Source organism: Neoalteromonas flava (assembly GCF_002807685.1).
In the GTDB taxonomy this organism is placed as follows: Bacteria; Pseudomonadota; Gammaproteobacteria; order Enterobacterales; family Alteromonadaceae; genus Alteromonas_E; species Alteromonas_E flava.
The window spans coordinates 257,051-272,933 of sequence record NZ_PEAX01000001.1 but is presented as its reverse complement, the minus strand read 5'-3'; the positions used below and the strand labels follow the sequence as shown (position 1 = coordinate 272,933).

15 protein-coding genes are annotated in these 15,883 nt (G+C 46.5%); all 15 read left to right on the top strand.

Going from position 1 to position 15,883, the window contains the following annotated elements:
- The 15 genes from flhB to CSH92_RS01230 all read left to right on the top strand — a co-directional run bounded on the left by flhB (position 1) and on the right by CSH92_RS01230 (position 15,876).
- Complete coding sequence (flhB, locus tag CSH92_RS01300) at positions 1–1,125, top strand: flagellar biosynthesis protein FlhB (RefSeq protein ID WP_100655793.1); 1,125 nt, start codon at positions 1–3, stop codon at positions 1,123–1,125.
- A gap of 315 nt (positions 1,126–1,440) precedes the next feature.
- A complete protein-coding gene (flhA, locus tag CSH92_RS01295; protein ID WP_100655792.1) occupies positions 1,441–3,540 on the top strand; it encodes a flagellar biosynthesis protein FlhA in 2,100 nt (699 codons plus the stop codon).
- A gap of 27 nt (positions 3,541–3,567) precedes the next feature.
- A complete protein-coding gene (flhF, locus tag CSH92_RS01290; RefSeq protein WP_100655791.1) occupies positions 3,568–4,950 on the top strand; it encodes a flagellar biosynthesis GTPase FlhF in 1,383 nt (460 codons plus the stop codon).
- Positions 4,947–5,813 (top strand): MinD/ParA family ATP-binding protein, encoded by an 867-nt coding sequence (locus tag CSH92_RS01285; protein WP_100655790.1) that lies wholly within the window; start codon positions 4,947–4,949, stop codon positions 5,811–5,813. The genes flhF and CSH92_RS01285 overlap by 4 nt, the downstream gene beginning before the upstream one ends.
- Positions 5,810–6,541 carry an RNA polymerase sigma factor FliA gene (locus tag CSH92_RS01280; protein WP_100655789.1) on the top strand — a complete coding sequence of 244 codons (732 nt, stop codon included), beginning with the start codon at positions 5,810–5,812 and terminating at the stop codon, positions 6,539–6,541. The genes CSH92_RS01285 and CSH92_RS01280 overlap by 4 nt, the downstream gene beginning before the upstream one ends.
- Before the next feature lie 36 nt (positions 6,542–6,577).
- A complete protein-coding gene (gene cheY / locus CSH92_RS01275) occupies positions 6,578–6,961 on the top strand; it encodes a chemotaxis response regulator CheY (protein ID WP_100642107.1) in 384 nt (127 codons plus the stop codon).
- Between the two features lie 33 nt (positions 6,962–6,994).
- Positions 6,995–7,741 (top strand): protein phosphatase CheZ, encoded by a 747-nt coding sequence (locus tag CSH92_RS01270; protein ID WP_100655788.1) that lies wholly within the window; start codon positions 6,995–6,997, stop codon positions 7,739–7,741.
- 12 nt (positions 7,742–7,753) lie between these two features.
- Positions 7,754–10,021: a chemotaxis protein CheA gene (locus CSH92_RS01265; RefSeq protein WP_100655787.1), complete on the top strand. Its 2,268-nt coding sequence runs from the start codon at positions 7,754–7,756 to the stop codon at positions 10,019–10,021.
- A 59-nt stretch (positions 10,022–10,080) separates the two neighbouring features.
- Positions 10,081–11,193, top strand: a complete 1,113-nt coding sequence (locus CSH92_RS01260) for a protein-glutamate methylesterase/protein-glutamine glutaminase (protein WP_100655786.1) — start codon at positions 10,081–10,083, stop codon at positions 11,191–11,193.
- Positions 11,194–11,195: 2 nt separating this feature from the next.
- Positions 11,196–11,963, top strand: coding sequence for a ParA family protein (locus CSH92_RS01255; RefSeq protein ID WP_100655785.1), 768 nt, complete (start codon positions 11,196–11,198; stop codon positions 11,961–11,963).
- Between the two features lie 3 nt (positions 11,964–11,966).
- Positions 11,967–12,734, top strand: a complete 768-nt coding sequence (locus tag CSH92_RS01250) for a chemotaxis protein CheW (RefSeq protein ID WP_100655784.1) — start codon at positions 11,967–11,969, stop codon at positions 12,732–12,734.
- A 27-nt stretch (positions 12,735–12,761) separates the two neighbouring features.
- Positions 12,762–13,247 (top strand): chemotaxis protein CheW, encoded by a 486-nt coding sequence (locus CSH92_RS01245; protein ID WP_100655783.1) that lies wholly within the window; start codon positions 12,762–12,764, stop codon positions 13,245–13,247.
- An 84-nt stretch (positions 13,248–13,331) separates the two neighbouring features.
- Positions 13,332–13,772: a DUF2802 domain-containing protein gene (locus tag CSH92_RS01240; RefSeq protein WP_100655782.1), complete on the top strand. Its 441-nt coding sequence runs from the start codon at positions 13,332–13,334 to the stop codon at positions 13,770–13,772.
- 96 nt (positions 13,773–13,868) lie between these two features.
- Complete coding sequence (gene metA / locus CSH92_RS01235) at positions 13,869–14,795, top strand: homoserine O-acetyltransferase MetA (protein ID WP_100655781.1); 927 nt, start codon at positions 13,869–13,871, stop codon at positions 14,793–14,795.
- Between the two features lie 31 nt (positions 14,796–14,826).
- Entirely contained in the window at positions 14,827–15,876 is a 1,050-nt protein-coding gene (locus tag CSH92_RS01230; RefSeq protein WP_100655780.1) for a homocysteine S-methyltransferase family protein, read from the top strand.
- The last annotated feature ends 7 nt before the right edge of the window (positions 15,877–15,883 follow it).

Genomic DNA, 15,883 nt, shown 5'->3' with positions numbered 1-15,883 from the left:
ATGGCTGATTCATACGAAAAAACGGAAGAACCCACACAGAAGAAAATTCAGGATGCGCGCAAAAAGGGCCAGATCGCACGCTCACGCGAGCTGTCCACTGCATTGGTTTTAATCGCCAGTGCAATTGCATTTATGCTAATGGGGTCTTACATTGCGACGGCGCTGTTTCAGATTATGCAGCGCTCTTTTACCTTATCGCGCGATGAAACCTATGATCTGAACCACATGTTCCAAATTTGGGGACAGGCATTCTCTGAAGTCAGCACTCCCGTTTTATTCTATATGGTTATTGCTATGGTAGCGGGTATTTACGGCTCAATAGCCTTAGGTGGTTATAATTTCACGTGGGAGTCAGCAACACCAAAGGCGGAAAAGATTAACCCAATCAATGGTTTTAAACGGATGTTTGGCGTAGAGGGCTTAGTTGAACTGTTAAAGGCATTGGGCAAGTTTATCGTGGTAGCGGGGGCTGCGTATCTTTCACTATTACTATTCCGCGATGAAGCTTTACATTTGGACCAGGAGCTTTACCCACTAAGTATTTTTCATGCTCTGGATATGATCGAGTGGGCGTTTTTGATTATGTGTTGTGCATTGATTCCTATTGTTGCGATTGACGTGCCTTACCAAAGTCATAAACATCATGAACAAATGAAAATGACCAAGCAAGAAGTCAAAGATGAGCGAAAAAACGCAGAAGGCGACCCACAAGTAAAAGGCCGGATCCGAAGACTACAGTTTCAAGCAGCGGCACGCCGCATGATGCAAGAAGTACCGAAAGCCGACGTGGTTGTCACCAACCCAACCCACTATTCGGTTGCTTTGAAATATGACGAAGACGGCAATCGCGCGCCAGTCGTTGTGGCCAAAGGGGTTGACGAATTGGCTATGCATATTCGGAAAATTGCGACAGCTAATGACGTGCCATTAATTCCTTCGCCGATGCTTGCTCGGGCTATTTATTACAGTACTGAAACTGATCATGAAATCCCCAATAAGTTATTTATGGCAGTTGCCCAAGTACTCGCTTATGTGTATCAGCTGAAAGCATTCAAGGCTGGTAAAGGCGCACGACCAAAACCGCTGAAACGAGATCTGCCTATTCCGCCAGAATATCGTCGCTAATTAACCCTAGCTAGGCACAACCGAGTCGTTCAGATACTGCTTCATAATTACAAAAGCTTATTGAGGGTGTTTCATCAGAATAAACGTTTGTGCTTACCGGATGTTAAATACACTGTGTTGTTCATTCCATTGCTGACAACCTTCACCGCAAAGCAAAGCAAAGCAAATAACAGCAAATCAAAGCAAAGCTCATACGCTTGCATTCAATAGTTAGAAAAGTTAAGCCACATTGCAGAGACTGGCACAGTTGTTGAAGTACACCATAAACAAGTACTTTTTGCGTCAAAATTCCGTTATAGAGGAGTGGCTGTCAGGATGGAATTAACCGCTAAATGGCGAAATTTCGATAAGAACCAAGTTAAGCGCCTTACTTCTGGGTTGGGTGCACCGGTGGTTCTATTGGCCATTATGGGCATGGTTATCCTACCCATGCCGCCGTTCTTACTCGACGTGCTGTTCAGTTTTAACATTGCGCTGTCATTGGTGATCATCCTCGTCGCCGTTTTTACCCAGAAGCCGGTCGACTTCGGTATATTTCCATTGGTTTTGCTTATCGCAACTGTTTTACGCTTGGCTCTTAATGTCGCTTCTACGCGCGTGGTTTTACTCTATGGCCATGAGGGTGGTGATGCTGCTGGTAAAGTGATCCAGGCATTTGGTGAGGTTGTCATCGGTGGCAATTTCGCCGTCGGTGTGGTTGTTTTCGCCATCTTACTAATCATTAATTTTAAAGTGGTTACCGCTGGTGCGGGTCGCATATCAGAGGTGAGCGCTCGCTTTACCTTGGATGCAATGCCGGGTAAGCAAATGGCCATTGATGCAGACTTGAATGCGGGTTACATCGACCAGGATGAAGCACGTAAACGACGTGAAGAAATCACTCAAGAAGCCGATTTTTACGGTTCCATGGATGGTGCTTCAAAGTTCGTTAAAGGTGATGCAATTGCCGGCCTGTTTATCATGCTAATCAATATTGTCGGCGGATTATTTATTGGTTTAGTGCAATATGATTTACCTTTTAGTCGAGCCCTCGAGGTGTACACCATTTTGACCATTGGTGATGGTTTGGTCGCACAGATCCCTTCATTGCTCCTGTCAGTCGCCACCGCAATTATTGTAACTCGAGAAAACGAAACCCAAGAAATGGGCCAAGAGTTAGACAAACAGCTCACCAATCCAAGAGCGTTGTATATTGCATCCGGTATCTTATTTGTTATGGGAATAGTTCCCGGTATGCCGCATTTAGCGTTTCTGGGTTTTAGTGCGTTAGCCGGTGGACTGGCTTATTTCAAAACCAGACAGGCTCAGCAACCAGAAAAAGTTGAAAAGGCTGGTGAGGTTTTACCTGCTGACAATCAAGTCCCTGCAGAAATAAAAGAGCTCGGTTGGGATGATGTGCAACAAGTCGACACCATTGGTCTTGAAGTTGGATATCGCCTGATCCCGCTAGTCGATAAAGCGCAAGGAGGCGAGTTGCTCACACGCATTAAAGGCGTGCGGAAAAAATTGTCGCAAGAACTCGGCTTCCTGATCCCGCCAGTGCACATTCGTGACAATCTTGATTTGAACCCTACTACGTACACGATTGCCATGTTAGGGGTTAATGTTGGCGAAGCAGACATAAGTCACGACAGCGAGCTTGCAATTAACCCGGGGCAGGTATTCGGTAAACTTGACGGTAAACCGACCAAAGACCCTGCGTTTGGATTAGATGCAGTTTGGATTAAACCTGCTCAACGCGAGCATGCCCAAACGTTAGGATACACTGTGGTTGATACTGCCACCGTAGTCGCGACGCACTTGAGTCAATTATTGACAACGAACGCCTATCAACTACTTGGGCATGAAGAAGCGCAGCAACTCTTGGATATGTTAGCCAAGAGTAATCCTAAGCTGGTAGAAGGGCTGATCCCGGATATCTTATCACTCAGTACTGTGGTTAAAGTGCTGCGTACGCTCTTATATGAAGGTGTACCGATCAGGGATATGCGCACCATTGTACAAACGTTGTGTGAATACGGCCCGAAAAGCCAAGATCCTGACGTACTGGTTTCCGCCGTGCGAATTGCCCTCAAGCGTTTAATTATTCAAGAAATCAATCATGGTGGAGCCGAGCTGCCCGTCATAACTTTGGCGCCAGAGTTGGAACAAATACTGCACAAGTCGTTACAAGCAGGTGGCGAGGACGGCGCTGGTATAGAGCCGGGTCTGGCTGACCGTATCCAGCAATCGCTCAGTGAGGCGACGCAACAGCAAGAGTTGGCAGGTGAACCTTCGGTGCTCCTAACCTCTGGCATGTTACGACCAGTGCTCTCGCGGTTCCTGAAACATGCAGTCAGTGGATTACATGTCCTGTCCTATCAGGAAATCCCTGATGATAAACAAATTCGAATTGTAAGTGCCGTTGGGCAATAAAAAGATAAGTGAAGTGGAGCATTAGCAATGAAAATTAGACGATTTGTCGGCAAGGATATGCGTGAAGCTTTGCGTCAAGTGAAAGATGAACTTGGTGCGGACGCGGTGATCATGTCGACCCGCAAAACCGGCTCAGGTATTGAATTAGTTGCTGCTTATGATCCACATACACAAGCGCCTCCGGTCGCGGCAAAAACGGTCAAAGCAGAGCCTCCGCAACGAACGCCTACATTAAGTGAAATTATTGGCGATGATGGCCCTGACAGTTTAAAGCAGTTACTTGAAAAGCAGCAGGCGGCAAACGCGAAGCAAACAGCAGCTGAAAATAGGCAAGCAAGTAGTAATACAGCAAGAGCAAGTGCCAACCCTTCCTCTTATGCCCGCGCATTTAAACAACAAACCGAGCAAACTCGAAAGACTACGTCAACGGAAGTCAATCATCCTGATGTTGCACATGTCGGGGTTGAAAGCCATGCTGATGTTCCCAAGCAGCTAGCCGATATGCACCAAGAATTGGCTTCGCTGCGGAATATACTTTCTTTCCAAGTGGCGGCGTTGACTGAACAACGGAAGCAACTGAAAAATCCTTTGCATGGTTATCTTTTTGATCAGCTACAATTAATGGGAATTGATGAATCTCTCAGTGACCAATTGATCAATTATTTGCCGTCAGAAGCGAATGAACGTGAAGCTTGGTTAATGTTGTTAAAGTTATTGGCCAATCGCGTGCATATTGGTGGTCAAAATCTGCTTTCTCAGTCTGGAGTTATCGCCATGGTCGGGCCTACCGGCGTAGGTAAAACCACAACGATCGCGAAGTTAGCGGCGCGATATGCGCAAAAACATGGGGCCGATCAGGTCGCGCTAGTAACTATCGATAGTTATCGCATTGGTGCTTTCGAACAATTGTCGACTTACGGCAAGATCATCGGTTGCACAGTTAAAAAAGCCCACACAGGTGAAGAGTTAGCAAATGTTATTCACCAGTTACGCAATAAAAGTATGGTATTAATTGATACCGCGGGTTTCTCCCAACGTGACGCGCGTTTAATTGGTCAGTTGCAAGAGTTATCACGTGGGATTAACATGCCAGTGAACTATTACTTGGTTGCACAAGCAAACGCCCAATACGCCAGCCTCCAAGGTGTCGTGAATGCGTATAAAAACGTATCTCTGCAGGGGTGTATATTCACTAAACTGGATGAGTGTTATTCACTGGGTGAAATGCTAAGTGTTGCCATAAACTATAACTTACCGCTAAGCTTTGTTACGGATGGTCAAAAAGTACCGGAAGATATTGCATCTGCAAGTGGAAAAAATCTGATTTCTCTTGCAGCAAGGCTTTATAAAAAGTACAAGTTGCACCATACTAGCAACCATATAGCGGCAAATACAGCAAAAGCAGTATGATTGAAGATCAGGCTAGCGGCTTACGAAGAATGAAACAGTCACGTTTAATTAAAGTTATTGCAGTCACCGGTGGTAAGGGGGGTGTTGGTAAAACTAACATTACGCTGAACACTGCAGTGGCGATGGCAAAACAAGGTCAGCGAGTGTTGGTCTTGGATGCCGACTTGGGATTAGCTAATGTTGACGTGATGTTAGGATTACGGGTCGACAAAAATTTGTCGCACGTTCTCTCTGGTGAGTGCACACTCGATGAAGTGTTAGTCACCGGCCCACACGGAATTAAAATTGCGCCTGCAACATCAGGGTCGCAGAGCATGACCGAATTAACGCCAACCCAGCACGCCGGCTTGATCCGCGCTTTCAGTGAGTTGAAAACCCCTATTGATGTGTTAATCGTCGATACTGCGGCGGGTATTTCCGATATGGTGTTAAGTTTTAGTCGCGCAGCGCAAGACATCTTAGTGGTGGTGTGCGATGAACCAACTTCACTTACCGACGCCTATGCGCTAATTAAAATCCTCAACCGTGAACACGGCGTATTCAAATTTAAAGTAGTGGCTAACATGGTGCGAAGTGACCGTGAAGGACGCGAATTATTTAATAAACTTTCGAAAGTCACTGGGCGATTCCTCGATGTTGCACTAGAGTTAGTGGCAACGGTGCCGTTTGATGAAAATATTCGTAAAGCAGTACGTAAGCAAACGCCGATTGTAGATGCCTTTCCGGCGTCTCCAGCAGCGCTTGCAATCAGTGATTTGGCGCGCACTGCGAGCCATTGGCCTATACCAGAACAACCGGGTGGGCATTTAGAGTTTTTCTTAGAGCAGTTATTAACTCGCAAGGCGGTAGGTGATAACGGGTGAGTAGTAAGGTGGCAGCATATCAACAGAGTGTCGATTTAAACGCCATTGTGGAGCGTCACGCGCCGCTTGTGAAGCGTATTGCTCACCATCTAATGGCTCGCCTGCCAGCCAGTGTCATAGTTGATGATTTAATCCAGTCAGGCATGATTGGCCTGTTGGAAGCGGCAAAGAATTTTGACGGTTCTAAAGGAGCTAGTTTTGAAACGTTCGCAGGGATCCGTATCCGCGGTGCTATGTTGGACGAAATACGTAAGGGTGACTGGACACCGCGTTCGGTGCATAAAAACAGTCGCACCATTATGGAGGCGATTGCGCAAGTTGAGAGAGAGACTGGTGGCGATGCGCGTGACGTGGATATTGCCGCGAAGCTGAACGTTTCTCTGGCGCAGTACCACCAAATGCTAAATGAAGTTAATGCAGGAAAGTTGGTTGCAATAGAAGACTTAGGCGTATCTGAAGATGTCATTGGGGATGAACAGAGCAAGGGCTCTGATGTACCTTTTGAAGACCTGATGCAAGGCGCTTTTCAGAAAGCGTTGGCACATGCAATTACGACACTGCCAGAGCGAGAGGCAATTGTGCTTTCGCTATACTATGATGAAGAATTGAATTTACGCGAGATTGGCGAGGTATTAGAAGTCAGTGAATCGCGAGTGAGTCAAATACATAGCCAAGCTATGCTGAAGCTAAAAGCGCGGATGCAAGCTTGGCGAATGACTGAAGCTTAACAATAACAATGATAATGTTCCTCAGTGGAGGCTGTTTTGGATAAAAATATGAAAATTCTTGTTGTTGATGATTTTTCAACAATGAGACGCATCATAAAGAACCTGCTTAAAGATCTCGGCTTTACGAATATTCAAGAAGCAGACGATGGAAGTACGGCATTACCGATGTTGCAACAAGGTGATTTTGACTTTGTTGTCACCGATTGGAACATGCCAGGCATGCAGGGTATTGATTTGCTGCGCGCTATCCGTTCAGATGACGGTCTTAAGCACTTGCCGGTATTGATGGTAACGGCTGAAGCCAAAAAGGAACAAATCGTAGCTGCGGCGCAGGCCGGAGTAAATGGTTACGTAGTAAAACCATTTACTGCAGCTACCTTGAAAGAAAAGCTCGAAAAGATTTTCGAACGCTTAGGTTAATCCAGACGGTCTTTCAACAAAAGGAGACACTGGATGCCTGATAAATCCACAGTTCCAATTTCTTTAGCTGAAGCTAAGCAACTCGTTACTTATCTGGAAGAGGGTGATCACGAGTCTGCCAATGCGCTTCTAGAAGTCGCCTCCATGAAAGAGTCGATAGAGTTGTTTGCTGAAGTTGGCAAACTGACTCGTCAATTGCATGACTCGCTGAATAGTTTTCAGATAGATGACCGTATCAAAGGGCTTGCCAGCGAAGAAATCCCAGATGCACAGTCGCGTTTGTTGTACGTCATTGAAGAAACTGAAAAAGCAGCTAATACTACAATGGATGCGGTTGAAACGAGCATGCCATTAGCAGAGAAGCTCAATGAGCGCATTAGCGCGGTGTTACCTGAGTGGAAAAAACTCATGACGCGCCAAATTGAGCTAGGTGAATTTAAAACTTTATGCGCAGATTTGGACAAGCTTCTGGAAGATGCTTCAACGGACTCGGCGAAGCTGACTTCTTTAATGACGGAAGTCCTTATGGCACAAGGCTATCAGGACTTAACCGGCCAAGTAATTCGACGGGTAATCGAGTTAGTTAAAGAGGTCGAGGACAGTTTGGTTAACATGTTAACCATGTTTGGTGACCCAGAAATGAAGCAAAGTCCTCAAAAATCTGAGAAAAAGACCGATAACGTGGAAGCGGAAGGTCCAATTATCGATGCTGACCAACGTGATGACGTGGTAAGTGGCCAAGATGATGTCGATGACCTGTTATCGAGCTTGGGATTTTAGGAGAGCGTATTAATGGCGTTTGATGTAGACGAGGAAATATTGCAAGACTTTCTAGTGGAAGCTGGAGAGATACTTGAACAATTACAGGAACAGCTCGTTGATCTAGAGAATAATCCTGAAGACAAAGATCTACTGAACGCGATTTTTCGCGGCTATCACACGGTCAAAGGTGGCGCTGGATTCTTATCACTCACTGAGTTAGTTGATATTTGTCATGGTGCAGAGAACGTTTTTGACGTGATGCGTAATGGACAACGAACGCTAACACCCGACTTAATGGATGTTATCTTGCGTGCCACTGATGTGGTTGTGGAAATGTTTGATAAGGTCAAAGCTCGTGAACCGCTTGAGCCAGCGGAACCGGAGCTTATCGATTTATTACACAAACTCAGTCACCCAGAATCGCCCGATGAAGCTATTTTTGACAGTGATGCCAGTGCCTCAGAACCTGTTGAAGACAATGCTGACGAATTAGAGTTTGTGGTAGAGGAAGAACCCACAGCTACAGAACCGAGTGAATCGGTTGAAGTCAGCGCAAATGAAAGCGGTAGCATCGACGAAATCACTGAAGACGAATTTGAAGCGCTACTCGATGAATTGCACGGTGGTGGTGCTCCTGGGGCGGCAAAATCCAAAGCTGAGACTGCTCCACCGGCACCTGAGGCAAACAGCGCGTCGGGTGATGAAGATATTAGTGACGACGAGTTTGAAGCCTTGCTGGACCAATTGCATGGTAAGGGTAAGTTTGAAGCTGGTAGCAAGGCAGCTGAAGCGCCTAGCGAAAAAGCTGAAGCCGGCAGCTCCAGTAAAGCCGCCAGTGGTGATGAAATCACCGATGATGAATTTGAGTCATTACTAGATCAACTGCATGGTCAAGGTCAAGGCCCTGGAGCGAAAGCGGAGGCCGCTAAGCCCAAAGAGCCAGTAAAAGAAGACAAGCCTGCACCAACGGCCAAAACTCCTCCTGCGAAATCAAGCCCAACTGCTGAAGTAGCCAAAAAGGCTGCCCCAGCCGCTGCCGCAAAAGAAGCTCCGGCAGCTAAGGCTCCAGCGCAACCTGCAGCCAAGAAAGATGACAAAAAAGCAGCAGCTGCTCCGCCTCCGGCCGAGACTACTGTGCGTGTTGACACAAAACGACTCGACCAAATCATGAACATGGTGGGTGAGTTAGTACTTGTGCGCAACCGCTTGTTAAGTCTGGGTATCAACGTTAATGATGAGAGCATGAGTAAAGCGATTGCTAACCTCGACGTAGTAACTGGAGACTTGCAGGGTGCGGTGATGAAAACCCGCATGCAGCCAATCAAAAAAGTATTTGGCCGTTTCCCTCGGGTTGTAAGGGACTTAGCTCGCAGCCTGAAGAAAGAGATAACACTAGAGCTGGAAGGCGAAGAAACCGATTTAGATAAAAATCTTGTTGAGGCGTTGGCCGATCCACTCGTGCATTTAGTGCGTAACTCGGTTGACCACGGTATTGAAATGCCGGATGACCGCCAAGCGGCAGGTAAGCCTCGCATGGGAACGGTTAAGCTCTCGGCATCGCAAGAAGGTGATCATATTTTACTAACCATTGATGATGATGGTAAGGGTATGGATCCCGAGAAGCTAAAAGAGATAGCGATTAATCGCGGCGTATTAGATGCAGATGCAGCAGCACGAATGTCTGATGTTGAAGCGTTTAACTTAATCTTTGCACCTGGCTTCTCGACCAAGACTGAAATCAGCGATATTTCGGGTCGCGGCGTCGGCATGGATGTGGTTAAAACCAAGATTAATCAACTTAACGGTAGCGTAAATATTGATTCTCAGCTGGGGCGTGGCACACGCCTTGAGATCAAAGTTCCGTTAACCCTTGCGATTTTACCCACTTTGATGATTATCGTCGGTGAGCAAACCTTTGCTTTACCACTTGGTGCGGTTAACGAAATTATCAACATGGATATTTCCAAGACCAATACCGTTGATGGTCAGCTAACGATGATTGTGCGCTCAAAAGCTATCCCATTGTTCTATTTGGGAGAATGGTTGCGCCGTGGTAATCGGAAAGTTGAAAAAGACAAAGGCCATGTGGTTGTAGTACAGATTGGTACACAGCAGATGGGTTTTGTGGTTGATGCCTTGATTGGTCAAGAAGAAGTCGTAATTAAACCGCTCGATGCTCTGTTACAGGGTACACCGGGTATGGCTGGTGCTACCATAACATCAGATGGTGGAATCGCACTGATACTCGACATCCCAGGCTTGCTTAAGCGGTATGCGCGCAAGGCTTTAAATAAATAGACGGTTAATTCGCTGCTTGGCGTAGCGCCAAGCCATGCATGACAGGAAACTGAATAGTAATGACACTGAAGGTGTTGGTGGTCGATGATTCGACGTTTTATCGGCGCCGAGTGCGAGAAATCCTAAACCAGGATCCCGCGCTCGAAGTTGTCGCAGAAGCGAATAATGGTCAAGACGCTTTAAACAAACTAGCTACCTTCGCACCAGATGTGATCACAATGGACGTTGAAATGCCTGTGATGGACGGCATTACGGCAGTGCGTAAAATAATGCAGACTTCGCCAACACCGATATTGATGTTCTCTTCAATTACGCAAGATGGTGCAGAAGCAACTATTCAAGCACTGGAAGCTGGTGCACTTGATTTCTTACCCAAAAACTTCGAGGACATAGCCAGAGACCGCCGCGAAGCAACCATGGTGCTGCGTTCTAAGGTTCGAGCGATTGCAGGTCGGTCGATGCGAGCGCGCGGACTATCAACTCCTCCAGCAAGTTCACCAGGGCGAACACCAGCGACGCAAAAGTTTTTTAAATCATCGTCGGTGTTAAGTGGCCCAACAACTACTGCACCTGTGTATCGCAGTAAAAATAAGCGTTACAAACTTCTTGCAATAGGTTCGTCCACGGGGGGGCCTGTTGCGCTACAAAAAGTCTTACAGACGCTACCGGCAACATTTCCTGTACCAATCCTGTTGGTTCAACATATGCCTGGAACCTTTACTACAGCCTTTGCACAGCGCTTAAATAGCCTATGCAATATTGGTGTGTCTGAGGCTCAAAATGGTGATGTGCTAAAATCAGGGCATGCATACCTGGCTCCAGGTGGTAAGCAAATGTTAGTCGAAGGCACGAGCAGTGCTGTACGAATTAAAATCGTTGACTCCGTTCCCGGTGAAAATTTGACTTACAAGCCCAGTGTAGACCTAACATTTAAGGCATGCGGTCAAGTGTTTGGTGGTGACATTTTGGGCTTGATCCTGACCGGAATGGGCGCCGACGGAAAGTTAGGAAGTCAAGCGATCAAATCCCTGGGTGCAACTATTTGGGCGCAGGACGAGGCAAGCTGTGTTGTTTATGGAATGCCGCAAGCAGTTACAGTGGCGAACATTTCAGAGCGTAGTTTACCCATTGAGCGCATGAGCGCTGAAGTACTGAATGAAGTAAAAGGCTAACGATGAAAATCTGGACCATAGCTAACCAGAAAGGGGGCGTAGGTAAAACCACGACTACCGTTACTCTGGGTGGCATACTGGCGGAAAGAAAGCATCGCGTATTGTTAATCGATACTGATCCGCATGCTTCATTAAGTTATTACTTCGGCATTGATTCAGAAGCGTTAACAAAGAGTACCTACGATATATTTGTGCATGACGGGCCGCTAGATAAAGAACTGGTGCTGGATTGCCTTTGTCCCACAAAGTTGGATACTCTGTTTGTGCTTCCAGCGACAATGAATTTGGCGACCCTTGATCGTAAACTCGGCGCAAAAACGGGAATGGGGCTGGTACTAACGCGTGCGTTACAAGCAGTAGAGACCGAGTTCGATTATGTTCTAATTGATTGTCCGCCGGTGTTGGGCGTGCTGATGGTGAATGCTTTGGCAGCCTGTGATCGGATATTGGTTCCAGTGCAAACCGAGTTCTTAGCACTAAAGGGGCTTGATCGAATGATGCATACGCTGGAAATCATGAGTCATTCACTGCGCAAGACCTTTGATGCGTTGATCGTACCAACCATGTTCGATAAGCGGGTCAACGCTGCGCTTGAAGCCCACAATACGCTGAAGCAAGAATATGGCGAAAATACGTGGAAGAGTACAATACCAGTGGATACTCGTTTTCGTGAGGCGAGTCAGGCGCAAACCCCCTTATCATTGTTTGCACCGCGTTCGCGCGGGGCTTATGCATACACCAAATTATTAGTAGAGTTAGAGTCGCAGTAAACCATGAGTAAAGGAAAGAGCTTCGCTAAAGAAGAGATCATGCAGGAATATTTGGACGGCTTGCTCGTCGATTTAGCTGATCCTGTCGAAGCCACGCAGCGGGTTGAAAAACTGTTAGAGCAGGCCACAGTTTCGCCAGAAATAGCCGTATCTACGGCAGTTGAGGCACCTCAAGTCAGTAAAGTTAGTTCGCCCGTAGAGGTTGAAACTGACGTTGCTGAGGCTGAGGAAATTATTGAAGCAACTAAAGATGCGCAAAACACAGCCGAAATAGCTAATATAAACAATAAGAAAGCTACCCGTCAGGCACTGAAAGAGCGCCTTGATAAGCGTTTTCAAGCATTATTTTTTGATGTTGCGGGTCTAACCATGGCCGTTCCGTTAATCGACCTAGGTGGCATTCATCAGATTGATAAAATTGGCCCGTTGTTTGGAAAGCCTGATTGGTTTATGGGCGTTATGCTGCACCGTGAAGAAAAAATAAACGTGGTTGACGCAGCAAAATGGGTAATGCCGGAAAAATACGCACAAATTGAAGAAGACAAGCTACACTACAAGTACATCATTATGCTTGCGGATAGTGAATGGGGATTGTCGAGTAATGCCCTTATCAACACTATTGAATTAGAGAAGCAAGATGTTAAGTGGCGAGAATCCGATGGTAAACGCCCTTGGTTAGCGGGCATGGTGAAAGAGCGGATGTGTGCTTTAATTGATGTAACACAGTTAACTGATTTATTGAACGCTGGCTTGAACAGTCATCAGAAATAATCACCGTCAGTGTCAGGAGCATGAAGGATGAGTGAAAAAAGTAATACGGTCGTAGATAATAACGATGAGGTTTTGCAGTGGGTCACCTATCGCTTAGGTGAGGAAACCTATGGCATTAACGTAATGCAAGTGCAGGAAGTCCTTCGTCATACCGAAATTGCGCCAGTACCAGGTGCACCTGATTATGTGCTTGGGATAATTAATCTACGCGGTAACGTTGTAACGGTCATCGATACTCGAGCACGCTTTGGTTTACCGCCAACAGATATTACTGATAACACGCGGATTGTAATTATTGAATCTGACGAGCAGGTGGTCGGTATCTTGGTTGATAGCGTGGCTGAAGTGGTTTATTTGCGTTCCTCTGAGATCGATAGTGCACCGAATGTGGGTACAGAAGAAAGCGCCAAGTTTATTCAGGGTGTTAGTAATCGCGATGGTGAATTACTTATTTTGGTCGACCTTAATAAACTGCTGTCTGATGAAGAATGGGACGAAATTTCCAGTCTGTAATACAAGCTCCAAATTTCAGCGGCAAACGCCTGTTTGCCGCGTCTCCTTTATTAATATCATAAACTTGGGCTTCCCTCGATCTGCATGCTTGATTTAATCGCTGCACTTAGTATTTTCAATTTACTCGCGCTTGGACTTGTAGTCTTCGTTTTTTTACGTTTGCAGCGTTCGCAACGAGAACGGGCGATAACGCGGCAGGAACAGTTAGAACAACAACTAATGTTGCAAATGAATCACACGCAGCAACAAGCTAAGCAATCCCAGCGCAAACAGCAGCAGCTAATTGACACCCTTTATGACAAATTAGCTGAATACGAAAAGCATCAGCAGACACTAGCTCAAGAAACTGCAACTTTAACCAATAAAGTCGGTGACTTGGAGTTACAAGATCCAGAGGTGAAATTGTATCAGCAGGCTCGTCGCCTTATTGCGTCAGGCGCAGATATTGATGATGTCATTGAGGCCTGCGGCATTCCTCGTGCTGAGCTGGAATTGTTGATGGCTGTTGATAAAGAACATAAATAAAGCATCTAAACGTTTAGACGTCTAGACGTAAATTGGTTGACAATCTGTCGAGATCCGGCAAACTGTTGCGTCTACGGAACAGTGAGAGTGAGACCAATGCCTATTCGAATACCCAGTGAACTGCCTGCACAAGATGTTCTCTCGCAAGAGAATATTTTCTGTATGGACGCCGAGCGTGCTGCACAGCAGGACATTCGTCCGCTCGAGGTGGGTATTCTGAATTTGATGCCAAACAAGATTGAAACGGAAATCCAATTATTACGGCTATTGTCTAATACGCCACTGCAAATAAATGTGGACTTGATCCGGATTGATGAACAGGTGTCTAAACACACGCCAGAGCAACACATGAATGCCTTTTACCATGCGTTTAGTGAAATTGCGCATAAACGCTATGATGGCTTGATCATCACAGGTGCCCCATTAGCGCACTTAGATTATCAAGAGGTAAAGTATTGGTCGCACATAACGCAAATCATGGCATGGGCCAAGCGCCATGTACAATCGACACTGTATCTGTGCTGGGCAGCACACGCAGCGATGTATCATTTTTACGGTCAGCACAGAGCCTTGCGTAAAGAAAAGCTGTGTGGGGTTTATGAGCATCAGGTGCTAGTGCCGACCAATGAATTGGTACGCGGGTTTGACCCAGTCTTTTATGCCCCCCATAGTCGCTATGGCATTATCGATGAAGCGACCTATGAGGCTGTGCCTGGTTTGCATGTGATCGCGCGCTCAGAGCAAACCGGCGCCTATTTGGTTGCGTCTGAAGACAAACGCATGGTGTTCGTTACTGGACATCCAGAATATGATGCAGATACTTTACTGCAGGAATATCAGCGTGATGTGGCAGCCGGACTTTCTCCGCAAATGCCAGTCAATTACTTTGCTAATGATGATGCGCACCAACCACCGATGGTACGCTGGCGCAGTCACGGCAATTTACTGTTTACGAACTGGTTAAACTACTATGTTTACCAGACAACGCCATATAACTTAGATGAATTAAGTGCGAGCGTTTAAATCGCGTATAGCTTCAACTTGAGACGTATTAATGAGCAAAACTGAACGATTACATAAAATTGCGCAACAGCGGATCCTGATCTTGGATGGCGCAATGGGTACTATGATCCAACGTCATAAGCTGACCGAGAGCGATTACCGTGGCGAGCAATTTAAAGATTGGCATAGCGATTTAAAAGGTAACAATGACCTTTTGGTGATAACGCAGCCCGATATTATTAAAGGTATTCACGCCGAATATTTTGCCGCTGGCGCAGACATTATCGAGACTAACACATTTAACGCGACTACGATTTCTATGGCTGACTATGACATGCAGAAATTGTCGCGCGAGATCAACGTAGCGGCCGCGCGATTAGCCCGTGAAGTGGCGGATGAGTTTACCCAGAAAACGCCTGATAAACCGCGCTTTGTAGCGGGTGTATTGGGCCCGACTAACCGCACTGCATCAATTTCACCAGATGTTAACGATCCGGCTAAACGCAATATTACCTTTGATGAATTAGTTGTCGCCTATACTGAGTCAACCGAAGCCTTAATTGAAGGCGGTGTCGATATCATCTTGATTGAGACGGTGTTTGATACTCTCAATGCCAAAGCTGCTGCATTTGCCGTACAGCAAGTATTTGAAGAGCTGGGGGTTGCCTTGCCAGTGATGATTTCCGGTACAATAACTGATGCATCGGGGCGGACATTGTCAGGGCAAACTGCAGAGGCTTTCTACTACTCGTTACGCCATATTACTCCGTTTTCTTTCGGTCTAAATTGCGCACTTGGACCCGACCTCTTGCGTCAGTATGTTGCCGAAATTGCTCGGGTCAGTGAGTGCAATGTGTCCGCTCATCCCAACGCGGGGTTACCCAACGAGTTTGGTGAGTACGACATGCAGGGTGATGAAATGGCCGAGCACATTCGTGAGTGGGCGAGTAGTGGTTTAGTGAATATTGTTGGTGGATGTTGTGGCAGCACACCTGAGCACATTCGAGCAATCGCCAATGCGGTTAAGGACCAGCCGCCCCGTCAAATTCCTCAAACTGAGGTAAAAATGCGCTTGTCTGGCTTAGAGCCTTTCGTTCACTAGGAGTGGT